This is a genomic window from Leisingera sp. ANG59 (assembly GCF_013317235.1).
Classification (GTDB): domain Bacteria; phylum Pseudomonadota; class Alphaproteobacteria; order Rhodobacterales; family Rhodobacteraceae; genus Leisingera.
This window is the reverse complement of sequence record NZ_WLCM01000052.1, coordinates 1-23,558: the sequence shown is the minus strand read 5'-3', so window position 1 is coordinate 23,558 and position 23,558 is coordinate 1. Positions and strand designations below refer to the sequence as shown.

At 59.6% G+C, this 23,558-nt stretch carries 28 protein-coding genes and 1 tRNA gene; 21 read left to right on the top strand and 8 right to left on the bottom strand.

What is annotated here, in order from left to right:
- A partial coding sequence (locus GKC28_RS26230; protein ID WP_174148167.1) for a DUF6429 family protein occupies positions 1 to 190 on the bottom strand: 190 nt, incomplete at its 3' end.
- Positions 191 to 391: 201 nt separating this feature from the next.
- Here GKC28_RS26230 and GKC28_RS23460 point away from each other — a divergent pair.
- Positions 392 to 691, top strand: coding sequence for an ion channel (locus GKC28_RS23460; RefSeq protein ID WP_254604375.1), 300 nt, complete (start codon positions 392 to 394; stop codon positions 689 to 691).
- On the opposite strand, the gene cls is transcribed toward GKC28_RS23460, so the two are convergent.
- A complete protein-coding gene (cls, locus tag GKC28_RS23455; protein ID WP_174149385.1) occupies positions 688 to 2,103 on the bottom strand; it encodes a cardiolipin synthase in 1,416 nt (471 codons plus the stop codon). The two genes, GKC28_RS23460 and cls, sit on opposite strands and share 4 nt — an antisense overlap.
- Positions 2,104 to 2,237: 134 nt before the next feature.
- Between cls and GKC28_RS23450 the strand changes: the two genes are divergently transcribed.
- Entirely contained in the window at positions 2,238 to 3,104 is an 867-nt protein-coding gene (locus tag GKC28_RS23450) for a YihY/virulence factor BrkB family protein (RefSeq protein WP_174149384.1), read from the top strand.
- A 108-nt stretch (positions 3,105 to 3,212) separates the two neighbouring features.
- On the top strand, positions 3,213 to 3,422 hold the full coding sequence (locus GKC28_RS23445) for a hypothetical protein (RefSeq protein WP_217434197.1): 210 nt from the start codon (positions 3,213 to 3,215) through the stop codon (positions 3,420 to 3,422).
- A 6-nt stretch (positions 3,423 to 3,428) separates the two neighbouring features.
- Here GKC28_RS23445 and GKC28_RS23440 read toward each other — a convergent pair whose 3' ends face one another.
- Positions 3,429 to 4,145 (bottom strand): RlmE family RNA methyltransferase, encoded by a 717-nt coding sequence (locus tag GKC28_RS23440; RefSeq protein ID WP_174149381.1) that lies wholly within the window; start codon positions 4,143 to 4,145, stop codon positions 3,429 to 3,431.
- A 78-nt stretch (positions 4,146 to 4,223) separates the two neighbouring features.
- A complete protein-coding gene (locus tag GKC28_RS23435) occupies positions 4,224 to 5,336 on the bottom strand; it encodes a Ppx/GppA phosphatase family protein (protein WP_174149380.1) in 1,113 nt (370 codons plus the stop codon).
- 285 nt (positions 5,337 to 5,621) lie between these two features.
- Between GKC28_RS23435 and GKC28_RS23430 the strand changes: the two genes are divergently transcribed.
- The 3 genes from GKC28_RS23430 to GKC28_RS23420 are packed head-to-tail and all read left to right on the top strand — an operon-like array spanning position 5,622 to position 7,948.
- Positions 5,622 to 5,918 (top strand): virulence factor, encoded by a 297-nt coding sequence (locus GKC28_RS23430; RefSeq protein ID WP_174149379.1) that lies wholly within the window; start codon positions 5,622 to 5,624, stop codon positions 5,916 to 5,918.
- A 24-nt stretch (positions 5,919 to 5,942) separates the two neighbouring features.
- The gene (locus GKC28_RS23425; protein WP_174149378.1) at positions 5,943 to 6,869 is read left to right on the top strand and encodes a methylenetetrahydrofolate reductase; all 927 of its coding nucleotides are present in this window, start codon (positions 5,943 to 5,945) and stop codon (positions 6,867 to 6,869) included.
- A 17-nt stretch (positions 6,870 to 6,886) separates the two neighbouring features.
- A complete protein-coding gene (locus GKC28_RS23420; RefSeq protein WP_065267192.1) occupies positions 6,887 to 7,948 on the top strand; it encodes a methyltetrahydrofolate cobalamin methyltransferase in 1,062 nt (353 codons plus the stop codon).
- A 183-nt stretch (positions 7,949 to 8,131) separates the two neighbouring features.
- Here the strand turns inward: GKC28_RS23420 and GKC28_RS23415 are convergent.
- Positions 8,132 to 8,221 (bottom strand) — tRNA-Ser (locus tag GKC28_RS23415).
- 123 nt (positions 8,222 to 8,344) lie between these two features.
- On the opposite strand from GKC28_RS23415, the gene GKC28_RS23410 reads away from it, so the two are divergent.
- The 7 genes from GKC28_RS23410 (at position 8,345) to GKC28_RS23380 (ending at position 14,651) form a co-directional block, all read left to right on the top strand.
- Positions 8,345 to 9,196 carry a DUF2059 domain-containing protein gene (locus tag GKC28_RS23410; protein ID WP_174149377.1) on the top strand — a complete coding sequence of 284 codons (852 nt, stop codon included), beginning with the start codon at positions 8,345 to 8,347 and terminating at the stop codon, positions 9,194 to 9,196.
- Positions 9,197 to 9,398: 202 nt separating this feature from the next.
- A complete protein-coding gene (gene rplU, locus GKC28_RS23405) occupies positions 9,399 to 9,962 on the top strand; it encodes a 50S ribosomal protein L21 (RefSeq protein ID WP_039145986.1) in 564 nt (187 codons plus the stop codon).
- A gap of 11 nt (positions 9,963 to 9,973) precedes the next feature.
- Positions 9,974 to 10,243, top strand: a complete 270-nt coding sequence (gene rpmA, locus GKC28_RS23400; protein WP_008553710.1) for a 50S ribosomal protein L27 — start codon at positions 9,974 to 9,976, stop codon at positions 10,241 to 10,243.
- A 281-nt stretch (positions 10,244 to 10,524) separates the two neighbouring features.
- Positions 10,525 to 11,061 carry a GNAT family N-acetyltransferase gene (locus GKC28_RS23395; RefSeq protein ID WP_174149376.1) on the top strand — a complete coding sequence of 179 codons (537 nt, stop codon included), beginning with the start codon at positions 10,525 to 10,527 and terminating at the stop codon, positions 11,059 to 11,061.
- Positions 11,062 to 11,181: 120 nt separating this feature from the next.
- Positions 11,182 to 12,216, top strand: coding sequence for a GTPase ObgE (obgE, locus tag GKC28_RS23390; RefSeq protein ID WP_174149375.1), 1,035 nt, complete (start codon positions 11,182 to 11,184; stop codon positions 12,214 to 12,216).
- Positions 12,204 to 13,310, top strand: a complete 1,107-nt coding sequence (gene proB / locus GKC28_RS23385) for a glutamate 5-kinase (protein WP_174149374.1) — start codon at positions 12,204 to 12,206, stop codon at positions 13,308 to 13,310. The genes obgE and proB overlap by 13 nt, the downstream gene beginning before the upstream one ends.
- 75 nt (positions 13,311 to 13,385) lie before the next feature.
- Positions 13,386 to 14,651, top strand: a complete 1,266-nt coding sequence (locus GKC28_RS23380) for a glutamate-5-semialdehyde dehydrogenase (RefSeq protein ID WP_174149373.1) — start codon at positions 13,386 to 13,388, stop codon at positions 14,649 to 14,651.
- A 63-nt stretch (positions 14,652 to 14,714) separates the two neighbouring features.
- Here GKC28_RS23380 and GKC28_RS23375 read toward each other — a convergent pair whose 3' ends face one another.
- A complete protein-coding gene (locus GKC28_RS23375; RefSeq protein WP_174149372.1) occupies positions 14,715 to 15,311 on the bottom strand; it encodes a histidine phosphotransferase family protein in 597 nt (198 codons plus the stop codon).
- 34 nt (positions 15,312 to 15,345) lie between these two features.
- On the opposite strand from GKC28_RS23375, the gene GKC28_RS23370 reads away from it, so the two are divergent.
- The 5 genes from GKC28_RS23370 to tsf all read left to right on the top strand — a co-directional run bounded on the left by GKC28_RS23370 (position 15,346) and on the right by tsf (position 19,132).
- The gene (locus GKC28_RS23370; RefSeq protein ID WP_039145992.1) at positions 15,346 to 15,528 is read left to right on the top strand and encodes a DUF3553 domain-containing protein; all 183 of its coding nucleotides are present in this window, start codon (positions 15,346 to 15,348) and stop codon (positions 15,526 to 15,528) included.
- 107 nt (positions 15,529 to 15,635) lie between these two features.
- Complete coding sequence (locus GKC28_RS23365) at positions 15,636 to 16,391, top strand: GNAT family N-acetyltransferase (RefSeq protein ID WP_174149371.1); 756 nt, start codon at positions 15,636 to 15,638, stop codon at positions 16,389 to 16,391.
- Positions 16,388 to 17,224 (top strand): 1-acyl-sn-glycerol-3-phosphate acyltransferase, encoded by an 837-nt coding sequence (locus GKC28_RS23360; RefSeq protein ID WP_174149370.1) that lies wholly within the window; start codon positions 16,388 to 16,390, stop codon positions 17,222 to 17,224. Before GKC28_RS23365 ends, GKC28_RS23360 begins: the two co-directional genes overlap by 4 nt.
- A gap of 182 nt (positions 17,225 to 17,406) precedes the next feature.
- The gene (rpsB, locus tag GKC28_RS23355; RefSeq protein WP_174149369.1) at positions 17,407 to 18,177 is read left to right on the top strand and encodes a 30S ribosomal protein S2; all 771 of its coding nucleotides are present in this window, start codon (positions 17,407 to 17,409) and stop codon (positions 18,175 to 18,177) included.
- A gap of 79 nt (positions 18,178 to 18,256) precedes the next feature.
- The gene (tsf, locus tag GKC28_RS23350; RefSeq protein WP_174149368.1) at positions 18,257 to 19,132 is read left to right on the top strand and encodes a translation elongation factor Ts; all 876 of its coding nucleotides are present in this window, start codon (positions 18,257 to 18,259) and stop codon (positions 19,130 to 19,132) included.
- A gap of 494 nt (positions 19,133 to 19,626) precedes the next feature.
- On the opposite strand, the gene GKC28_RS23345 is transcribed toward tsf, so the two are convergent.
- Positions 19,627 to 20,382 carry a LuxR family transcriptional regulator gene (locus tag GKC28_RS23345; protein WP_174149367.1) on the bottom strand — a complete coding sequence of 252 codons (756 nt, stop codon included), beginning with the start codon at positions 20,380 to 20,382 and terminating at the stop codon, positions 19,627 to 19,629.
- Positions 20,379 to 20,828 carry a type II 3-dehydroquinate dehydratase gene (aroQ, locus tag GKC28_RS23340; RefSeq protein WP_174149366.1) on the bottom strand — a complete coding sequence of 150 codons (450 nt, stop codon included), beginning with the start codon at positions 20,826 to 20,828 and terminating at the stop codon, positions 20,379 to 20,381. The genes GKC28_RS23345 and aroQ overlap by 4 nt, the downstream gene beginning before the upstream one ends.
- Before the next feature lie 260 nt (positions 20,829 to 21,088).
- Here aroQ and GKC28_RS23335 point away from each other — a divergent pair, with 260 nt between their 5' ends.
- From GKC28_RS23335 to GKC28_RS23325, 3 genes are all read left to right on the top strand, one after another.
- Positions 21,089 to 22,300: a serine hydrolase gene (locus tag GKC28_RS23335; protein WP_174149382.1), complete on the top strand. Its 1,212-nt coding sequence runs from the start codon at positions 21,089 to 21,091 to the stop codon at positions 22,298 to 22,300.
- A 60-nt stretch (positions 22,301 to 22,360) separates the two neighbouring features.
- Positions 22,361 to 23,224: an acyl-CoA thioesterase II gene (locus GKC28_RS23330; RefSeq protein WP_174149365.1), complete on the top strand. Its 864-nt coding sequence runs from the start codon at positions 22,361 to 22,363 to the stop codon at positions 23,222 to 23,224.
- 149 nt (positions 23,225 to 23,373) lie between these two features.
- The coding region (locus GKC28_RS23325; protein ID WP_174149364.1) for a helix-turn-helix domain-containing protein at positions 23,374 to 23,558 on the top strand (185 nt) is incomplete at its 3' end.

Sequence of the window (23,558 nt, the reverse complement as noted above, 5' to 3'; positions counted from 1 at the left end):
AGCGCTGTAGCCCTTCATCAGTCAGCACGACAGATTTGGCCCGGTTAACCGGGTCATGGATCAAACCCTTCCGATGCAATCGATCCAGTGCCGACCAGTCCATTCCCTTCCAGGCGCGACGCTCATCATGCAGCGTCAACCAGAGCAGTCCCAGAACCGCGTCGTCGATCTTGTCCTCGTCGATCTCCATGAACAACGGGTATCACATCACAGCGCCAATGGGACCGCGGTCTTCGCCGGAGCCTTACTGTGGAACCAGCTTCTGTGGGGATCAATCTACCTCAGCGCCTGCCTGATCCTGGAGATCGCAGTCTTGGTCTGGTGTGCCTCGGTGCTTAACAGGATGTCTAAAGGATTTTCCAAACCCTACCGGCCCTGGCAATTGGGCCTTATGCTGCTGGTTGCCATTTTTATCATTCTCGGCAGCCATACCGCCCAGGTTTGGATCTGGTCTTCGGCCTTTGTAATGGTCGGCGCGATCGAGGATTGGAATACCTCGGTCTATTTTTCGCTGGTGACCTATACGACGCTTGGCTATGGCGACGTGCTGCTGGGGCCTGCACTGAGGATCTTTGCTGCCTTGGCTGCAGTTACGGGGTTGTTCGGATTTGGGATCAGTACAGCGTTCCTTGTAAGCGCCATGGGGCGGCTGTTTTCCTTTAACGGACAACGCCCTGAAGCGGGCCGCTAAAGCACTGGGGCGAGCAAGCGCGCTGCAGGTGCCAGCAGGCGGATCCGGAGTTTCTGCTGGCTAAGACTTTCGGTCAGTTCGCGCGCACTCAGAAAATCCTCTGCCAGCATCTCTGCAATTTCAGACGCGGGGCGCGGATCAAAAAACAGCGCCATGGTTTCGAAATTCAGCCGGAAGGACCGGTTGTCCAGATTGGCGGTTCCTATGCCTGCGATTTTGTCGTCGGCGACAAAGCACTTCTGGTGCATGAAGCCGCCTTGATAGCGCAGGATGCGGACCCCGGATTCGCGCAGTTCATCAAAAAATGCAAAGCTGGCAAGCCAAGGCAAGTGGTGATCGATGGTTTCCGGCAAAAGCACCCTGACATCAACACCCCGCAAGCCTGCGTGCTTCAAGGCCGCGAAAACATCCTGATCGGGAACGAAATAAGGAGAAGCCAGCCATATCCTGGACTGTGCCGCAGTGATGGCGGAAAAGTAGAGCATGGAGCCATTGCCGGTTGTGTCACCGGGTCCCGTGGAGGCGATCAGCGCCGGCAGGTTCTGCGGTGACAGTTCGGGCTGCCAGTTGAGAAGACCCAGGATAGGTTCCTGGGTGCGCCAGTGCCAATCTTCAGCAAAGGACAGCTGAAGCTGTTGAACAACGGGGCCGGTCAACCGGACATGCGTGTCCCGCCACGGACCGAATTCCGGATCCAGCCCCATGTATTCATCTCCGGCGTTGAGGCCGCCCGTAAAGCCGATGCGGCCGTCGATGATCACGGTTTTCCGGTGATTGCGGAAATTGATCCGCAAACGGTGCCAGGGGCCGCGCTGAACCGCCGGGTCAATCATGTTGACACCGGAAGCCTCCAGCGCATGCTTGTAATCACGGGGAAGCTTGCGGCTGCCAATACTGTCCGTCATGAACCAGACGGTCACACCGCGCTGTGCTGCAGCAATCAGCCGCGCCTGCAATTGCATCCCGAGACCGTCGGCGTGCAGGATATAGTATTGAACCAGAATGTAGTCCTGCGCGTTTTCAATTGCCTCGAAGATGGCGTTGAAGGTTTCGATGCCGTTTATCAGCAACTCCATTCCGTTGCCCCGGCAGACGTTCAGGCCTGAAATCACCTCAAAGGGCGCCGCATTGACGGCCAGGGCAGGAGCGTCCTGTGCCTGGGCACTGGTGAAGTTGCGCTTGGCGATGACGGCCTGCTCTGCAGCCCGGCGGGCCGTCCAGTATCCTTTGAAGCGGTGGTGGCCAAAGATCATATAGGCGGGCAGGGCCAGTACAGGCGCCGACAAAAGGAACACGACCCAGCCGATGGCCCCTTGCGGGGTCCGCGCGGTGCGTGCAGCGCTCAGTGCTGCCACCCCGGCCGCCGTCCAGGTTGCGGCCAGGGCCGCCGAACTTAAAATGATCCAGAACATCGCTGGCTCCAAAATCTGCTCAAGTGTCAAACTAGTACTGATCATGCCGTCCCGCCATGCCCGGGAAGGCGCTGCGCGAGCCGTGCTATGATTTGACGCTGGCATTTGCCCTGCAGTTGTGGGACGTTGACGATATGCCAATCCTTCCGCCATTCCGAATGTGGCCAGCTGCATTATTATCCGCCGCCGGCCGCTTCAACAGAAAAAACGGCTGGGTGATGAGCAGTCATATCGCCATGTCCATGATGCTGGCGCTGTTCCCCTTTGTGCTGTTCACGGTTGCGCTTGCTGGCACTGTTGCAGGCCTTTTATCGCAAGAGGTGGAGGTCGAGGCGATGACTGAACAAGTGTTCAGTGTCTGGCCGGATGCGGTGGCACGGCCGATTCTGGCGGAGCTTAAGGCGGTTCTGCGAACGTCCAATACACAACTGGTGACATTGGGCGGCCTGTTTGCGCTCTATTTTGCGTCAAATGGGGTCGACGCCGTGCGAACAGCAATGGTCCAGGCCTATCACGACACGGATACCCGGCCGTTTTGGCGGTCCCGGGCGCTGTGCATCGCGTTGGTCATCCTTGGCGGTGCGGGAATTTTGGCGGTTACCGTGTTTGAGGTGATCATGCCGCTTTATGTGCGCCACATTACCAAGCTGCTGCCTTTTGCCACTGTGCCGCAAGGCTGGGAACAGGGGCTGAGAGGCCTCCTGGCCCTGGCGCTGCCAACGGGTGCGGTGCTGGCGTTTCATGTTTTGCTTCCCGGGCGGGTGCATCGTTTCCGGCGCATTCTGCCTGGGGCCGTCCTGACACTACTGCTGTGGCTGATCTGCGGCAGCGGCTTTGCGATATATGTCAGCTCTTTTGCTCAGTACTCGGCCACTTACGCAGGCCTGGCGGGCGCGATGGCGGCTATGATCTTTTTGTATCTGAATTCCGCCATTCTGATTCTGGGGGCGGAATTCAACGGTGCCCTTATCGATATGGCGAATAGCATGGGCCGGACATAGCTCCTGCTGCCCTGCTGCAACTGTTTCTATTTATTCGACAATAAGGCAGCGCTGCCACAATTGCGCCCAAATCTCAGCTCAATCGACATTTAGGATTGCAGGAAGACAGTGGATCCAGAAAGGGTCATCGTGACAAACCTGCAAAACAAACTGCGCCGTATGCGGCTGTTTGAACTGGTGCTTCAGTGCGGAATGACCCGCGATGCCGACCGCGATCTGCGGTTGTCCCGGCTGACTGATGAAGAGGGCGAAGAAGCTATTTTGCTGCGCACAATGGCGTCCCGGTCGCTGACTGTTCCGCACAGCCGCCAAGTTTGATCCGGTTCAGCCCCGGAAGCCGGTTGCCACCACGAACTTTTCAGAGCTGTCCGACCGGGAGGAAGGCGGCTTGATGTTCATTACCTTGGTGAACTTCTGCTTCAGCAGTTTTTGCAGTTCACCTTCGGCACCTCCTGCCAGAACCTTGGCAACGAAGGTGCCGCCGTCCTCCAGAACATCGAACGCAAAATAGGCTGCCGTTTCGCACAGCGAGATGATCCGCAAATGGTCAGTCTGTTTGTGGCCGGAACTGGCCGCAGCCATGTCCGACATCACTACATCCGCCTTGCCACTCAGCCATTCCTTGACTTGCTCGTCAGCGCCGTCGTCCATGAAGTCGAGCTGGTGGAATTCGGCCCCCGCCAGCGGTTCGACCTCCTGAAGGTCGACACCAATGATGCGGCCGACGGCCTTGCCCGGCTTCTCGCCCAGGGAATTGATCCGCTTCACTGCAACCTGCGCCCAGCCGCCCGGTGCGCAGCCCAGGTCTACAACCCGGGCGCCGTTCACCAGGAAGCGGAACTTGTCGTCCAGCTCCATGATCTTATAGGCCGCGCGGCCGCGGTAGCCTTCGGCCAGGGCGCGTTTTACATAGGGGTCGTTTAACTGCCGCTGCAGCCAGCGGGTCGAACTGAGCTTGCGCCCGCGCGCCGTTTTCACATTGACCTTCAGATCCCGCTGACCGCGTCCCGAAGTGTTTTTTCCTGTCGGTGTCTTTGCCATGACTGCCACCATTTGCGCCGGGTGCCCGGAACTTTGCCAAAAAAATCCCGCCCGGAAAAAATCCAATTTTCCTGCCCCCTAGTAGGGGCTGTCCTCCAGAACGCCATCCGCGCTCATCTGCGCATAAAGCAGGCCTTCGCGCAGGCCGCGGTCCGCGACCGACAGGCGGTCTGTGGGCCAGCAGCGCAACAGCGCCTGCAGGATTGCGGAGCCGGACATGATCAGGGCTTGCCGGTCCTCGCCGATGCGGGGGTCGCGGCGGCGGCCCTGAGGACCGAGTTCTAGATAACCCCGGATCACTTTGTCAATCTGATCGCTGGTCATCCGCAGGCCGTCTACCTTAGTCCGGTCATAACGCTTGAGGCCCAGATGGGACGCTGCCACGGTGGTGACAGTGCCGGAGGTGCCAACGATCTGGAAGCCCGCGCGTGCCTGTTCGTCCTTGTAGGGCGCGAAATCAGCAAGGTTCTCCTCGAAGAACCAGCTCATCAGGGCAAACCGTGCGGCATCGTCCTCCACATCGTTGAACTGGTCGCGCAATGTGGCGACCCCAAGCGGGACCGAGATCCAGTCGACCACCTTGGCCGCGGGGAATGGGCTTTCAGTCGGGTGAAACCCGTTGTGCAGCCGCATGATGGCCGCTGGGCGGTCGCGCCGCGGTACGGAGGAAACGTCGATCCAGACAAGTTCGGTGGAACCGCCGCCGATATCGACCACCAGCAGTTGCTCAGTTTTAGTGGACACCAGCGGCGCACAGGAGATCACCGCGAGCCGCGCCTCTTCCTCCGGCTGGATGATTTCCAGCGTTAGTCCGGTTTCCCGTTTCACCTGGCGGATGAAGTCACGCGCGTTCTTGGCACGGCGGCAGGCTTCTGTCGCCACCAGCCGCATCCGCTTGACCTTGTTGCGTTTGAGTTTCTGCTGGCAGATCCGAAGCGCCTGAATTGTGCGCGCCATCGAGGACCGCGACAGACGTCCGGTCCGCTCCAGACCGGCGCCGAGCTGCACCGACTTGGAGAAACTATCAACCACATGAATACCGCTGCCCTTGGGCTGGGCAATCAGCATGCGGCAGCTATTTGTACCCAGATCCAGCGCCGCATAAAGCGCATCAGGATCGGGACGGGCCGGTGCAGGGGTCTCAACCGCTTTGGGAAACGCGCCCGCACCTTTCGAGCGCCTGGGCGCCATGATTCACGCCCTCCGATTATCGTGTTAACGACGACAATAGGTGCGCCGATGCACCGGCGCAAGCGCTGTGGAAGCAGAAGTGAAGCAATTTCCGCCGCTTCCCGGAAATCTCATAATCCATATGAATATTTTGGCGGTTTTGCCCTGTGGCATTGGAATGTGCAGAAAGCTAGTGTCACGGCAGTAAAACGTCGCTCAATCCCATCGTGTTGTCGAAAATCGACCAACTTGCGGCGCGCCACCGCACTAGAACGTGGTCTATCCAGGCTAGGAGGAAAGCAAGGCATGCCCGACGTTACGATCGTATACTGGCGCGATATCCCTGCGCAGGTCATCGTTGGCAAAGGCCGCCGCGGCGCCAAGCGTCAGCTCGAAGAGCGGTTCGAGCAGGCAATTGACCGCGCAGCCATGAAGGTGAACGCAAAAGACGCGGATGCCTATCTGGCTGAATGGCGTAAGGCTGCGCCTTTCTCTGCTGAAGGCGAAGCGGCTGAAATTGCCGAAGCCGAAGCGAAACGCTTGGAAACCGAGTATGATCAGGATCGCCTGAAGGCACTGATCGCGAATGACGGATGGGCGTGACCCTTACCACTTTGGGAGGCCGTGATGGCTTTGCTGAATTTTAAAAAACGAGACTCTGGCGCGGCCCAGACCGTCAATCCCCAGGTTGAAGCCTTCCTGCAGGGCTATTCGATCGAAGTCATGCCGCGCACCGCGGAGAAAGTCGCCGACTTCCGCGACCTTCTTCCCGGCGGCACCCGCGTCTACATCGCGCACATCGAAGGCACCCCGATCGAGGACATGGTTGCCACCGCCAAGCGCCTGAACGCCGAAGGCTTCCCGGTGATGCCGCACTTCCCGGCGCGCATCATCAAGGACGAGGCCACCCTGGCAGACTGGATTGCCCGCTACCAGGGTGAGGCTGACGTCAAGCAGGCGCTGATGCTGGCCGGCGGCGTAGCCAAGCCGCACGGCGACTTCCACAGCTCCATGCAGCTGCTGGAAACCGGCCTGTTCGACAAGGCTGGCTTCACCAATCTGCACGTTGCTGGCCATCCGGAAGGCAACAAGGACATCGATCCGGACGGCTCCACCAAGAACGTCTTCGAAGCGCTGCAGTGGAAGCAGAAGTTCTCCGAGCGCACCGATGCCAAGATGGCGCTGGCCACTCAGTTCGCATTTGAGGCCAAGCCGATCATCGAATGGGCAAACGGCCTGAAAGCTGCTGGCGTCGATCTGCCGATCCACATCGGCATCGCCGGCCCGGCCAAGCTGCAGACCCTGATTAAATTCGCCATCGCCTGCGGTGTCGGCCCGTCGCTGAAGGTCCTGCAGAAGCGCGCAATGGATGTGTCCAAGCTGCTGCTGCCCTACGAGCCGACCGATGTCGTAGCCGAGCTGGCCGCCTACAAGGCGGAAAACCCGGATTTCAACATCACCAACGTGCATTTCTTCCCGCTGGGCGGTATCAAGACCAATGCCACGTGGGCCATCAACAACGGCGGCGCTTCGGCAAGGCCGGTTAACTCCTAAGACCCTAAGGATCAAAAATGACCCGTACAGTCGTAGAATCAAAAACAAAAACCGCGGTCCTGGGCTTTGACGAGCCGTTCTGCGTAATCGGCGAGCGTATCAACCCGACCGGCCGCAAGAAGCTGGCTGCCGAACTGGAAGCCGGCGATTTCTCCACCGTTGAAAAAGACGCTGTGGCTCAGGTGCTGGCCGGAGCAACCGTTCTCGATATCAATGCGGGCGTGGTTTACAACTCCAACCCGAACCCGAACGAGACCGAGCCGCCGCTGATGAAGAAGATTGTTGAGCTGGTTCAGGGCCTGGTCGACGTGCCGCTCTGCATTGACTCCTCGGTTCCCGGCGCGCTTGAAGCCGGCCTGGAAATTTGTGAAGGCCGTCCGCTGCTAAACTCGGTCACCGGTGAAGAAGAGCGCCTGGAGCAGATCCTGCCGCTGGTCAAAAAATACAACGTCCCGGTTGTGGCAATCTCCAACGACGACACCGGCATCTCGGAAGACCCGGATGTTCGCTTTGCCGTCGCCAAGAAGATCGTTGAGCGTGCCGCCGATTTCGGCATCCCGGCGCATGACATCGTGGTTGACCCGCTGGTGATGCCGGTTGGCGCAATGGCGACTGCCGGCCTGCAGGTGTTTGCCCTGGTCCGCCGTCTGCGCGAAGAGCTGGGCGTGAACACCACTTGCGGTGCGTCCAACATTTCCTTCGGTCTGCCGAACCGCCACGGCATCAACAACGCCTTCCTGCCGATGGCAATGGGCGCGGGCATGACCTCTGCGATCATGAACCCGGTTGCGCTGCCGGTGACCCAAAAGGCCATTGCCGAGAAGAAGGCCGCGGTTGAAGCCGCTGGCATCATCCTGCCGGAAGGTATGGACGACGAGGCCTTTGTGACCATGTTCGGCCTCGGCTCCACGAAACCGCGCGCTGGTAAGGAAATGGAAGCCATCCGCGCTGCCAACTTCCTGACCAACAACGACCCGCATGGCGGCGAGTGGATCAAGTTCAACAAGCCCCCGGCGGCTGAAGGCGAAGAGGGCCGTGGCCGTGGCGGCCGCGCTGGCGGGCGCCGCCGCCGCGCCTGATCCGCGCATAGTAAATCAATACAAAGGCCGGGCAGCAATGCCTGGCCTTTTTCTTTACCAAATTCGGAAAGTTAGGCGCGTGCTCTAAAGGGGGTCCAAGCCTGCGGTGCATGGCTGGAGACCGGCGTGCCGAACTGGCGGGGTCTTAAGCATTCAGTTACGGAAACGGTCTGTTAGGGAAAGTGGCGGAGAGACAGGGATTCGAACCCTGGGTGGGCTTGCACCCACAACGGTTTTCGAGACCGCCCCGTTCGACCACTCCGGCACCTCTCCGCGGGGGTCTGGTGGGGCAGCGTTTAAGGTTGATTCCGGACCGGCGCAAGGGGCGATTTGCGCCTTTCAGAAAAAAAGCCGGATTTCCGTTGCCAGCCAAAGGTTTTTGCCTAGATTTGCGTTATGCAGATGTTCCATTTTTCGCCCGCATTCCTGACACGCTCCCTTGTCATGCTTTGGCTCGCCTGCTGCGCCGCCGTTCTGCCTGCCGCCGCCGCCGACCGGGCACGGGTCGAGGCGTTTCTGGAAGTCACCGGGTTTGACGTGGCGCTAGACAGCATAGCGCTGTCAGCGTCAACTGCACCGGATATGCTGGGCGTCGACGCTGGTGCCTTTGGAAGCCAATGGACCCAAATGTCCGAAGACGTCTTTGATACCGACAAGATGCGCGGCCTGGCGCTGGACATCCTTGAAAACACCCTTGACGATGCGGCGCTGGACCATGCTGCCGCATTTTATGCCAGTGATCTTGGAAAACGGCTGGTGCGGGCGGAGAATTCGTCTCACTTGATCGAGGATGACGAGGTGAAGCAACTGGCGGGCAACCGCATCATCTCGGATCTGGTGAAGGCCGGCAGCAAGCGGGTGGCGATGTACCAGCGTATGGGGAGCGCCATTGACGCTGCAGGCACTGGCGTGAAGGCACTGCAGCAGATCCAGTTCCGATTCTTGATGGCTGCCGCTGCTGCTGGTGTGATCGACCTGGAACTGGACGCCGACGAGTTGCGGGCGCTTATGAAGGAGCAGGAGGGCGAGTTGCGCCTCAGCCTGCAGGCTTCCAGCCTGGCAGCATCCGCCTATACCTATCAGGAATTTTCCGACGCCGAGGTGGAGGCCTATGTCGAGGCGCTGGAGGAGGAGCCGATGCAGCGGGTCTATGAGTTGCTGAATGCTGTCCAGTATGAGATCACCGCCAACCGGTTCGAGGAACTCGCCCACCGCATGGCGGAGCTGACACCGGGTCAGGACATCTGATTTCCGAAGGGCGCCTGAATAGCCTGTGAAAAACGGTTGACACACCTGCCGATCCGAACCATAAGCCCGCATCCCGGCCCGGAATCCGTGCGCCCGGGGTTTATTTGTCATACGCCCATTCAAGGGCGCGCTGTTCGAGGCGGCATCTGCCGAAACGCCCGCAAGGGGGCCGTAGGACGCGGTTAGAAAAGGAAAGACGCACATGTTTGCGGTCCTCAAGACTGGCGGCAAGCAGTACAAGGTTCAGGCGGGCGACGTGCTCCGCGTTGAGAAACTTGCTGCTGATGCCGGCGACACCATCCAATTCGACGAAGTTCTGATGCTGGGCGGCGACGCTCCGGTTGTCGGTGCTCCGCTGGTTGACGGCGCAGCCGTCAAGGCGGAAGTGATCGAGCAGATCAAAGGCGAGAAGCTGATCCACTTCGTCAAGCGCCGCCGGAAGCACTCCTCCAAGCGCACCAAAGGCCACCGTCAGAAGCTGACCCTGGTCCGGATCACCGAGATCCTGGCTTCGGGCGCAACCAAAGCCGCTCCGAAAGCTGCTGCCAAAGCCAAAGCTGCCCCGGCCGCTGAAGCTGCCGCAGGTTCGGACGACCTGACCGCCCTGACCGGCGTTGGCCCCGCTGCTGCCAAGAAACTGGCAGAAGCAGGCCTGACCACTTTCGCTCAGATCGCAGCCTTGTCCGAAGACGACATTGCTGGTATCGAGGCGATCAAAGTGAAGCCCGAGTGGGTTGAGCAGGCCAAAGAACTGGCTAAAGGCTAAGGAGAGAGAGAATGGCACATAAAAAAGCTGGCGGTTCCTCCCGTAACGGCCGCGACTCCGCAGGTCGCCGCCTTGGCGTGAAACTCTTCGGTGGCCAGGCGGCCATCGCGGGCAACATCATCGTGCGTCAGCGCGGCACCAAGTTCTGGGCCGGCGAAGGCGTGGGTATGGGAAAAGACCACACCCTCTTTGCAACTGCTGACGGTGCTGTGAGCTTCCGCAAAGGCCTGAAAGGCCGCACCTTTGTATCGGTTCTCCCAGTGGCGGAGGCCGCTGAGTAAGCCGACCCGAAGGGTAAAGAAGTCTTTAGGGGATCGGCTGCAAGGCCGGTCCCTTTTTCTGTTTTGAAGCTTGAGCTTGTGATGAGTTTTCCAGTGACCGCAGTAACCAGGTATAGCGCGCTGAAACAGCCAGGTGTTCACACCAAGCAAACGGGAAGTTTTGCCATATTTGAATGCCGTGTACCTTGCCGTGACAGCTCGGCGTGCACATCTGAAATTCATCGCGATAACAACAAAGGCGTTTGCCGCCGCAAGAATTTTGGCCGAGGAGGAGCGTGTCCGTGAATTTGGAACAGATCGTGTGCCAGCGGGTGATTGAAACTGAGCGTTTTGTCCTGCGGCCGCTGCGAAAATCCGACGCCGGCCTGATTGAACATTATGTCAGCGACGAACGCGTTGCCCGCATGACCCGCTCAGTGCCGCATCCGCTGCCGCCCGGCGCAGCTGAAGCGTTTGTGGCACGCGCCATGGCCGAGGAGCGGGATGAGGATGTCTGGGTGATCGACGGAACCATCGAGGGCGACTCCGAGCTGAAAGGCGTGATCGGGCTGAAGCGGATGGACCGCAACCAGTCCGAAGTGTCCTATTGGACCGCGCCGCCGTTCTGGAACACCGGCCTGGCGTCAGCGGCGCTGAAGGCGCTGGTCGATGCGAACCCGCAGAAGAACGACGCGATGTTTGCCTCAGTCTTTCAGGACAACCCCGCTTCTGCCCGGGTTCTGATCCACTGCGGTTTTGATTATTTGGGCGATGCAGAAAGCTATTCGGTGGCGCGCGACGCCTCCGTCCCAACCTGGACTTACAGCCGAAAACTGTGATTGGCGCGGCGCGCGCTTTGCGGTAAGGCAATCGAAACAGTCCCGCCAGTGCCCAGGGTTCTGGCGGGACACTTGTACTGCGCGGGCAGGCACTGGGGCCTGCCGCATTAAGGAGCTGTCATGAAATTCCTCGATCTGGCAAAGGTCTACATCCGCTCGGGCGCCGGCGGGAACGGCTGCGTCAGCTTCCGCCGTGAGAAATACATCGAATACGGCGGCCCGGATGGGGGCGACGGAGGCAGGGGCGGCTCTGTCTGGGCTGAAGTTACTGAAGGTCTGAACACCCTGATCGACTTTCGTTACCAGCAGCACTTTTTTGCCAAGAACGGCCAGTCCGGAATGGGCCGCCAGCGCACCGGCAAGGACGGCGATGATATCGTGCTGCGCGTGCCGGTGGGCACCGAGATTCTGGATGAGGATGAAGAAACCGTCCTGGCGGACCTGACCGAGGTCGGCCAGCGCGTGCTGCTGGCCAAGGGTGGCAATGGCGGTTTCGGCAATTTGCACTTCAAGTCCGCCACCAACCAGGCGCCGCGCCGCGCCAACCCGGGGCAGGAGGGTGTCGAACGCACCATCTGGCTGCGGCTCAAGCTGATTGCCGATGCGGGCCTTCTGGGGCTGCCGAACGCGGGCAAGTCGACCTTCTTGTCTGCCACCTCCAACGCCCGTCCCAAGATCGCGGATTATCCCTTCACCACGCTGCACCCGAACCTGGGTGTGGTTGGTATCGACAATACCGAATTTGTGGTCGCCGACATCCCTGGCCTGATCGAAGGTGCGCATGAGGGCAAGGGGATCGGCGACCGGTTCCTGGGGCATGTGGAGCGGTGTGCGGTGCTACTGCACCTGATCGACGGCACCTCCGACACCGTGGTTGAGGACTACGAGACCATCATCGGTGAACTGGAGGCTTATGGCGGCGTTCTGGCCACCAAGACCCGGATCACCGCGCTGAATAAGGTCGATGCCATCGATCCGGAAGAGCTGGAGGACAAGCGCAAAGCGCTGGAGGTCGCGGTTGGCGGTCCGGTGCATCTGATGTCTGGCGTCAGCCGTCAGGGCGTGAACGAGATCCTGCGTGCCCTGCGCAATGAGATTGACGACGACCGCCTGCGTATGAAACCCGCTGAGGAGGAAGCGCCTTGGCAGCCCTGAACTCGGCAAAACGCGTTGTCGTCAAGATCGGCTCGGCTTTGCTGGTGGACCGGGAGACAGGTGAACTGCGCGCCGGCTGGCTGCATTCGCTGGCCAATGATGTTGCATGGCTGAAATCCCGCGGCACCGATGTAGTGCTGGTCTCCTCCGGCTCCATTGCTTTGGGCCGGCGCGTGCTGGGACTACCGCGCGCCGATCTTCCTTTGGAACAGTCGCAGGCCGCGGCTGCTGTCGGTCAGATCCGGCTGGCCCGTGCCTATGAGGAGGCACTGGCACCGCACCGGATCACCACCGCGCAGGTTCTGGTGACGCTGGAAGACAGCGAAAACCGCCGCCGTTACCTCAATTCCCGCGCAACGCTGGAAACGCTTCTGGGCATGGGGGCCGTTCCCATCGTCAATGAGAATGACACCATCGCCACGGATGAGATCCGCTACGGCGACAACGATCGTCTTGCGGCTCAGGTGGCCGTGACCGTTGGGGCGGACTGCCTGATCCTGCTCTCTGATGTTGACGGCTTCTACAGCGCTAACCCGGCGCTGGACCCGAGCGCCAAACGCTATGACCGGATTGATGAGATCACGCCCGAGATCGAGGCGATGGCTGGAGATGGCGTCTCCGGCTTGTCCAAGGGCGGCATGATCACCAAACTGCTGGCGGGCAAGATGGCGACTGCCGCCGGCTGCACCATGGCGATCACTGAAGGGTCGCCGCTGAACCCGTTGAAAACGCTTGAGGAGGGCGCGACTTGCACGTGGTTCACAGCGCAGGGTGATCCGCAGGCCGCGCGAAAACGCTGGATTGCCGCGATGAAAACCCGCGGCGTTCTGACCATCGACGAAGGCGCCGCCCGCGCGCTGATGTCCGGCAAAAGCCTGCTGCCCGCAGGCGTCCGTCATGTGGAGGGTGACTTTGGCCGCGGCGATCCGCTGGCCATCCTCGGCCCGGACGGGCGTAAACTGGGGCAGGGGCTGTCGCGCTATACCGCCGACGAGGCCCGTGCTATCCAGGGGCGCCAGTCGCAGGAGATCGAGGCGACGCTGGGCTATCCCGGCCGCGCCGCGCTGATCCACCGCGATGATATGGCGCTTTGACCGCATCCTCTGATAGTTTATTCCAGCCGGGACGGCATTTTGTGCCAGACAGGGACCGGCAAGGGCACGAGACATATGAAAGAAAATGAAAATATCCCCGCCGTGATGGCGGAGCTTGGCAAACGTGCAAAGCAAGCGGCGCAAATCTTGGCGACAGCAAGCGCAGAACGCAAACACGCGGCGCTGATCGGCGCAGCCGACGCGGTCTGGAGCCGCCGGGCAGAGATCATTGCAGCCAACGCCAAGGATCTGGAGTTCGGCCGCGGCAAGGGCCTGTCGGACGCGATGATGGACCGGCTGATGCTGGACGAGACGCGCATTCAGGGCATCGTCGACGGTCTGCGCGCTGTGGCAGAGCAGCGCGACCCCGTCGGCGAGGTAATGGAGGAGTGGGAGCAGCCCACCGGCCTGAAAATCCAGCGTGTGCGCACCCCGCTGGGTGTCATCGGCGTAATCTACGAAAGCCGCCCCAACGTGACCGCCGATGCAGGCGCGCTGTGCCTGAAATCGGGCAACGCGGTGATCCTGCGCGGCGGCTCGGAAAGTTTCCATTCGAGCCAGGCCATCCATGCCTGCCTGGCGGAGGGCCTGAAAACTGCGGGCCTGCCGGAAGACGCGGTGCAGCTGGTGCCGACCCGCGACCGCGCCGCGGTGCAGGAATTGCTGACAATGACCGACTATGTCGATGTCATCGTGCCCCGTGGCGGCAAGGGGCTGGTTGGACTCGTCCAGCGCGAGGCGCGGGTACCGGTTTTTGCCCATCTTGAGGGCATCGTGCACATCTATCTCGACAAGGCTGCTGATCCGCAGAAAGCGCTGGATGTGGTGCTGAACGCCAAGACCCGCCGCACCGGCATTTGCGGCGCCGCAGAATGCCTGCTGATCCATCAGGACATTGCACCCGGCTTGGGCAAGATGGTTCTGGAAACCCTTGCCTCTGCCGGCGTTGAAATCCGCGCCGAGGCAGGCCTGCCCGGACCGTATGGCATGACCGCTGCCTCGGCGGAGGACTGGGGCAAGGAATACCTGGATTCAATCATTGCGGCGAAACAGGTCGCGGACGTTGACGAAGCAATCCAGCACATCCGGGCGCACCATTCCCAGCATACCGATTGCATCATTACCGAGGATGAGACGGCTGTTCAGAAGTTCTTCTCAGAGCTCGACAGCGCCATCCTGATGCACAATGCCTCGACCCAGTTCGCCGATGGTGGCGAGTTCGGGATGGGCGCAGAGATTGGTATTGCCACCGGCAAGATGCACGCCCGCGGGCCCGTGGGTGCCACCCAGCTCACCAGCTTTAAATACCTGGTGCGCGGTAACGGCACCATCCGCGCCTGACCCTCAGAGAATGCAAAACGCCGGGCAAATTGCCCGGCGTTTCTTTGTGAGAACTGGCGCAGATCAGAACTGCAGCGTGATGTTTTCCAGGTTCAGCTCCAGCCGCACGGTGCGGCCTGCCTCTTTGGCTGCTTCCGGCAGCAATGCGAACTGCACCAGTGCCGGGGTGATTTCAGCATTTGAATTGCCGCCGCTGACCCGCGCCCACAGCTCATCATCGACGGTGACCTTGCGGCCTTCGCCCATGACCGTCCATTTGCCGTCGGCGCAGAATATCTTGACCGTGCCGCCGTAGGGCAGTGCCGATTCCAGGCACAGCGCGGACAGAAGCGCCAGCCGCGCCTCGCTGCGGGTGCAGCCCTCCAGCGGCGACCACTGGTATTTGATCCGACCACCTTTGCCGACGTCTTCCAGAACAGACACAATCTCGGCCCGCGGCGTCTGCTGGTCTCCGGCGGCGCCAAAGGCGATGCGGAAAAAACGGATGCGGGCATTTGCATTGGCGACGCTGTCAGAGATCAGCTCCAGTTCCGGTCCCGACATGCTGCCGGCCATGGCCAGCAGCTCCAGACCATTGTTGATGGCGCCGACCGGGCTGATCAGATCATGACAGATCCGCGACCCTACCAATGCGGCCAGATTGGCGTTATCTACACCCATAACTATTACTTCCTCCGAACTGGGCCATCCCCCTATGAATGACCTCAACGCTATTTTAGCCCCCGGCATGTTTGTACGGCACCCGGATCACCCTGAATGGGGCGTCGGCCAAGTGCAGTCGAACGCGGGCGGCAAGATCACGGTAAACTTTCCCGACCAGGGCAAGCTTGTGATTGACGGAGCGCGTGTCTCCCTTATTCCCGTCTTTGATCCATAAGGGTTTATGAAGGGTTAACGTAATCCCTCAAATTCTCTCCAATACCTGCGCGCTATTTGCCTTATTGGCGTGAAGCGCTCAAGCCTGAACGACGCCAAGGTGACAGAATGTCAGACCCCGCCCCCGAATTTTCCGTGAAAATCGCTGATACAGACGACGAACTGAGGGCCGCGCAGGCGCTGCGCTATGACGTGTTCGTTCGCGAGTTGCGCGGCGGTGGTGAGATGGTCGACCACGACGCCGGGCTGGAACGGGACCGGTTTGACCCGTTCTTTGACCATATGCTGGTGACAGATGAGGCCACCGGTACGGTGGCTGGGGTTTACCGGCTGCTTCGTGACGATCAGGCGGCACGAGCGGGGCAGTTCTATTCTGAAGATGAATACGACCTGAGCGTGCTGAAGGCGTCGGGCCGCCGGCTTCTGGAACTGGGCCGTTCCTGCCTGCATCCTGATTACCGCGGTGGAATGGCGATGTTCCATCTCTGGTCCGGGCTGGCGGACTACGTCGAGTGGAACGGGATCGAGGTCCTGTTCGGCGTTGCAAGCTTCCACGGCACCGACCCGCAGCAACTGGCCAATCCGCTGGCCATGCTGCATCACAGCCACTTGGCGCCGCCGGAGTTGCGTGTGCGGTCTAAATCCTTTCAGCCCATGGACTTGGTGGACGTAGGTGAACTGGATCGCAAACGTGCCATGGTCGAAACCCCGGCGCTCATCAAAGCGTATTTGCGGCTCGGCGGTTTTGTCGGCGAAGGCGCCTACATCGATCACGCCTTCAACACCACAGACGTTTGCCTGATCCTGGATACTGCGCGGATGAATGAGCGACAGCGCAGGATCTACGCCGGAGGCCGCGCATGAGCATCAGCTGGCACAGTGAATCCCCCCCGGACCCCATCAGGATCGGCTCGGCCGGCTGGCTGATGGTGGTTCTGCGCGGTCTGCCGCTGGCGTTTCTGGTGTTCGGGGGGCTGGCAATACTGCTGTCAGTACGGCTGATCGAACGGCCTTTGTTCGGCGTCCGGCGCCCGTTAACGCCCTTTATCACCCAGTTTGTTTGCCGCAACGCCTTCCGCATTCTCGGGATCGCTTACAGAACCCGAGGCGAATTGATGCGCCAGAACGGAGCGGTGGTCGCTAATCATTCATCCTGGCTGGATATTTTTGCCCTCAATGCCCGCAAACGGATCTATTTCGTCTCCAAGGCGGAGGTTGCCAAATGGCCGGGGATCGGCTGGCTGGCACGGGCGACCGGCACCGTCTTCATCGAACGCAACCCCAAGAAGGCCAGGGAACAGGCGGAGCTGTTTGAGCAGAGATTGCTAGCGGGCCACAAACTGTTGTTTTTCCCGGAGGGCACTTCGACAGACGGACTGCGCGTTTTGCCCTTTAAATCAACGCTGTTTGCAGCCTTCTTCGCAGAAGAACTGCGAGAGTGCCTGCATGTGCAACCGGTTTCGGTGCGCTTCCTGCCGCCAAACGGCCAGCCGGACCGTTTTTACGCCTGGTGGGGCGACATGGATTTTGGGCCCCATCTGCTCAAGATTCTGGCCGCACCACGGCAGGGCGCGGTGGAGCTGATCTATCATCTGCCGCTGGAGGTTTCGGCGGCCCCGGACCGCAAATTCCTGGCCGCAAAGGCAGAGGAAATGGTCCGTTCGGGGCATGAAACCGGACGCCCGGCAGGTATTTGACGGTTTGCTCCGCTTTTCCGCCGCTCAGCCCTTGCCAGCTGGCAATTTCTGATCTATAGGCGCGCCTACGAACCCGCAGGCGGGGTTTGGCCTGATCAGGGGAGACATCCCTGACGGACCCCCGGTTGGAGCAGTCGCTCTGAACCCCCGCCGAGGATAGAAACCGGAAAGGAAAGATTAGCATGGCTCTTCCCGAGTTCACCATGCGTCAGCTGCTGGAAGCTGGCGTTCACTTCGGCCACCAGACTCAGCGCTGGAACCCGCGCATGTCTCCCTTCATCTATGGCGCGCGCAACGGCATCCACATCATGGACCTGACCCAGACCGTTCCGATGCTGGATCAGGCGCTGCAGGTAGTCCGCGACACCGTTGCCAAAGGAGGCCGCATCCTGTTCGTCGGCACCAAGCGCCAGGCCGCTGGCCCGATCGCTGAAGCCGCTGAGAAATCCGCTCAGTACTACATGAACCACCGCTGGCTGGGCGGCACCCTGACCAACTGGAAAACCGTTTCCCAGTCGATCAACCGCCTGAAGGAAATCGACGAGAAGATGTCCTCCGGCGCCGAAGGCCTGACCAAGAAAGAGCGTCTGGGCATGGAACGCGACCAGGAGAAGCTGCAGGCCTCCCTGGGCGGCATCCGCGAAATGGGCGGCGTTCCGGATCTGCTGTTCGTCATTGACGTGAAAAAAGAAGCACTGGCCATCGCCGAAGCCAAGAAACTGGGCATTCCGGTTGTGGCTGTTGTCGACACCAACTGCTCGCCCGATGGCGTGGACTACATCATTCCGGGCAACGACGACGCATCGCGCGCCATCTCGCTGTACTGCGACCTGGTCGCCCGCGCGGCTCTGGACGGCATGTCGGCTCAGCTGGGCGCAGCAGGCGTTGACCTGGGCGCGCTGGAAGAAGCACCGGCAGAAGAAGCCGTGGCAGAAGAAGCCGCCGAAGCCTGATCCGTCCTGTCACGGAACTGACATGCGGGGCAGGGTATCACCTGCCCCAAATCTGTTTTTGAATTGAGGAGAGCCTAAGATGGCAATCACTGCAGCAATGGTGAAAGAACTGCGCGAATCCACCGGCGCAGGCATGATGGACGCGAAAAAAGCACTGGTCGAAAACAACGGCGACATGGAAGCCGCGGTTGACTGGCTGCGCACCAAAGGCCTGGCGAAAGCCGCCAAGAAATCCGGCCGCACCGCCGCAGAAGGCCTGGTGGCCGTTGTCGTCGAAGGCGGCAAGGGCGTTGCTGTTGAGGTGAACTCCGAAACCGACTTCGTTGCCAAGAACGGTGAATTCCAGGAAATGGTCGGCAAAATCGCCACTGCAGCCCTGGGCGCTGACGACATCGAAGCGCTGGCTGCAGCAGATCTAGGCGGTAAATCCGTTGCCGACACCCTGACCGACAAGATCGCCACCATCGGCGAGAACATGTCGCTGCGCCGCATGGAGAAGCTGGAAGGCGAAACCGTCATTTCCTACGTCCACAACGCGGCCACCGCGGGCATGGGCAAGATCGGCGTTCTGGTTGCCATGACCGGTGGCGACGAAGCCGTCGGCAAGCAGGTTGCAATGCACATCGCAGCCGTGAACCCGGCCGCGCTGTCCGAAGCTGACCTGGACGCCTCCATGGTTGAAAAGGAAAAGCAGGTCCAGATGGACATCGCCCGTGAATCCGGCAAGCCGGAGCAGGTGATCGAGAAGATGATCGAAGGCCGCATGAAGAAATTCGTGGCCGAGTCGACCCTGCTGAACCAGCAGTTCGTTGTGAACCCGGACCTGACCGTGGAAGCCGCCGCCAAGGAAGTTGGCGCAACCATCACCGGCTTTGTCCGCGTGGAAGTCGGCGAAGGCATCGAAGTCGAGAAAGAAGACTTCGCAGCTGAGGTGGCCAAGGCTGCTCAGGGCTGATCATCCCTCTAGCCAAAGAGTTGAAACCGGCAGGAATTCCTGCCGGTTTTTTTATGCGCGGAGGCTAGAGACTTATTTCACCGGGGAGCAGAGATCGCCAGCAAACAAACGGTGCGGATAGACGCAATAGTTCAGAAACTGGGTGCGAGGGGCCCCGCTGATGGGGATGGGCAGGACCCCTCAAATATCGGGGCAGGACACGGATCTATACGTGCCTGCCCCCGATCAGGTAGGAGAGCCCTGTAATTGCAGGGGTCAATACCCAAAGTTCCTTGGCCAAAGCCACCACTCACGGAACATGTGGAATTTGCAATGAATTATCCTTTAGCGGTAGTACAGAATACCATACTTTTTGACGCTAATTGGCGTCTTTTGTGGTTTATAGATCGAATGGATCGCAGTTTTTGGTGTAGGCTGAGGTGAAAATAAACGTAATTTCAATGCTGTAGCCAGCGATAGGGTGGCTTAGGAACAGAGATGTCCTGGCCCGTGCCTCAGGCGTCCATAACATACATCTGGTTGTGCAAGGCGGCTTTCAGGACAGCTTGTGCCGTGGTCTCTACCGACAGGGATTCACGTGCCAGGCGAAGATGCTTTTCAATTGTCGCCGGGGTCAGCCCCATCAGCAAGGCAATATCCTGCGTGGTCTTGCCGTCGCCGACCCATTGCAGAACTTCCCGCTGCCGCTTGGTCAGGCTACGGTTCGGGGCCGTATAGGGCAGGGTGAGGATCTTCAAATGCGCGACGTTGTTCATCAGGACGATATCGTCGCCCTCATCCTGCCACAAGGCATCTACCTGATCCTGGGACAGGCCCGGCCGGGCGGCCAGGGAAATCGCCCCCTTGTAGCGCGGGGAAGTGGAATAGAAGCTGACTGTATAGCCTGCTTTCATATCAAGAGCCTGGTTGAATTCATGCACTCTTCGAGCTTCGGGACCCAATGAGCCTTTTGCGGCCATCTCCTGCACGATCCGCCAGCTTCCAGCGCCTTCATTCTCCAGCGCCCATCGAAGCATTGGCGCGTGAAAATAGAGCCCCTTGCGAAGGAAGCCGTCTAAATATTCGTTTTCATGGTTGGACAGGATGACAAAGTCATCCGGGTCCCCCAGAGACGTTTCTGTCTTGTAGCGCGTGTGCCCATAGATCAGCCTGTCGAAACCGTATTCCGACATCTGCTGGACGTGGCCGAGCCATAACTCCTCCAGGCTCTGCGCGCCGCAGACAAAATTCAGGTATTTCCGGACTTTCATGCGGCACCGGCCTCTTTCAAACGCGCAGCCAATGCGTCCAGGGCCAACAAATAGCCCTGTGCTCCAAATCCGCAGATTTGTCCCAGTGCAGCCTTTGAAATGTAGGAGGTATGGCGGAACGCTTCGCGCGCATGGATATTTGAAAGATGAACTTCAACTGCGGGAATTTCCACGGAAATCAGTGCATCCATCAGCGCAACCGAGGTGTGAGTATAGGCGCCGGCATTCAGGATGATCCCCTGGTGGCGCCCCCTGGCATCATGGATGGCGTCAATAAGCACGCCCTCGTGGTTTGATTGCAGGCAGGCAACCTCCAAACCCAGCTTCGCGGCATGGTCCGTACAGCTCTCCTCAACCGATGCTAGAGTGACAGAGCCATAAACATCCGGCTGGCGGGTGCCAAGAAGGTTCAGGTTGGGTCCGTTCAATACCAGAATACTCGCCATAAATATGTCCTTGCCGTCTTTCCCTTTGAACTTCTAAGACAAATTTGTTTCGAAAGCGAACCCACAAACGCATGGGGATGAAAAAATCTTGGAGTAACTTGCTTTGGTTGAAGAAAGAAAAAGGTAGTTGTCCGGGAAGCACGGTTAAGTTGATTTGTTCAACCGGGAATACTCGAAAGCCGCTCGACCTGACCGGCTGGGCGACGCATTATCCTGTAAACGCCCGCATGGGTTTGGCTGGGCTTGGACGGGAGGCATTAATGGACTCTGGGCGGATGGCGCGGATCAGATCCTGGCAGCAACGCTATGTTGACGAACGGAAATACCCCGGTAGCGCCTTGCTGTTACGTCGCGGCGGAGAGGAAATCTACTTTCACGCCGCTGGCCTGCGGAACGTTGGGGAGAACCTGCCATACACCCGCGATACGCTAGTGCGGTTCTACTCGATGTCAAAGCCGGTCACCTCGCTGGCTGTCATGATGCTGCTGGAGCGCGGCGAATTCCATCTGGATGCACCAATCAGCGATTTCCTCCCGGAGTTCAGCGGCATGCGGGCACTGATACCGGCGGCGTCCGAAATCGATCAGACTGAACCATGTCCGGCGCCAACACTGCATCAGCTGCTGACTCATACAAGCGGGCTGAGCTATCCGTTCAATCCGGGCGTTCTGCCTGAGGCGATGGAGAAAGAGGATATCCTGTTCAAGCCGGACCAAGGACCGCTGTCCGCCATGGTGGCGCGATTGGCAGAGCTGCCACTGGCATTCAGGCCAGGTAGCCGATGGGAGTATTCGGTGGCCACGGACGTGCTTGGCCGGGTTGTCGAGATTGTGTCCGGCAAGCCGCTGGGAGACTTCCTGAGCAGCGAAATCTTCGATCCGCTGGGTATGGCGGAGACAGGTTTTCAGGTGCCGGATGGGGCAGGGAACCGCTTGGCCTCTCTCTATACGCCGCTGGCCGGTGACGCTATGGCGCTCAATTCAGCGGACACAGGCAGTGACAGCTTGCGCCTGACCGACTGTTACGGACACTCTCCGTTCGAGCGGGCCAGCATGCATTCCGGCGGTGGCGGCCTGATCGGCACAATTGACGATTATATGAAATTCGCCGAGATGCTCCGTTGCCACGGGCGCTGCGGAAGCAGCTTCATTATCAGCCCCCAAACAGTTGACTTTATGATGCAAAATCACCTTAAAGGTGACATTGCATCAATGGGGCCTAGCAGTTTTGCAGAGCAGCCGATGGAGGGCATGGGCTTTGGGATTGGCGGCGCCGTGGTGCTGAGTCCGGCGCGCGCGCGTTGTCCCGGCTCCATCGGGGATTTCAGTTGGGGCGGTATCGCCTCGACTTTCTTCTGGGTGGACAGGAAACTGGATCTGTCAGTGGTGTTTCTGACGCAGCTGGCGCCCTCCAGCTCATACCCGTCACGTCCGGAGCTCAAAGCGCTGGTTCATGGCGCCATCACAGACTAGAGTCCATCTCCGGCAACTCTGCGATGAATGCAGACAGCTAGTGAACAGAAAGCAATGCCTATGACCGATACCGCCAAAGCCCTGCTTGATCTCCTGGATCTTGAAACCCTGGACACAAATCTTTTCCGCGGGTCCGGTTCTGGTGGTGAAACTCCAATCCGGATCTATGGCGGCCAAGTGATCGCGCAGGCTCTGACCGCGGCTTATGCCACTGTTTCCGGTCGGTTATGCCACTCTCTTCATGCCTATTTCATCCGGCCAGGCGATCCGTCCCGTCCGGTCATCTATGAGGTTGATCCAGCAAGGGACGGTCGCAGCTTCACCACGCGCCGGGTTGTTGCCAGACAAAACGGCAAGCAGATCCTGAATCTGGCCGCGTCTTTTCATGCCAAGGAAGACGGCTGGGATCATCAGCACGCCATGCCGAAGGTTCCGGATCCCGGCAGCCTGGAGCCCCGCCACGAGATACTCAAGCGGAATGCCAGCCGCTTTGCACCGGAAAAACAGGCCGAACTGCTGCGGCCGCGGCCGTTTGAAATTCGGGAGGTGGAGCCGCGCGACCCGATAGCGCCGCAAAAAACCAGTGACGCCAATCAGATGTGGGTCCGAATGGAAGCGGCACGCGGCGCCGGCCCGGAACTGCAACACATTCTGCTGGCCTATGTGTCGGACTTCGGGCTGCTGGGTTCCTCGATGCGTCCGCATGGGCTTACGTTTCACAATCCTGAAGCGATGACGGCCAGTCTGGACCACGCGATGTGGTTCCATGCTCCGGTGCAATTGCAGAACTGGCATCTGTATTCGATGGACGCGCCATTCACCGGCAGCGCCCGTGGCTTCAATCGCGGATCGATCTATACAGAGGACGGGGATTTGGTAGCCAGCGTGGCCCAAGAGGGTTTGCTGAGGCCGCTAAAGCGCTGATCTTGCGCATATTTTGCCACCATAGCCACTCGGATCATTCAGTTATTTACCATAATTCTGATTATAAGAGTTGTGAAGGGTCGAAGGGTGGATTCACATCCGAAGTGCAAATTCTGTATCAAAACAGATGTTTGCATGGAGGCTATTGAATGGGACGCAATTACCCTCACCTGAGTTTGGAAGAACGCCGGAAGATTGCCAAGTGGCGTGAAGCCAAAATGCCGGTGCCTGAGATCGCAGACCGGCTGGGCCGCGCAGCGTCTACGATCTACCGGGAACTCAAGCGTAATTTCTTTGATGACAAGGAACTTCCTGAGCTGAACGGATACCACGC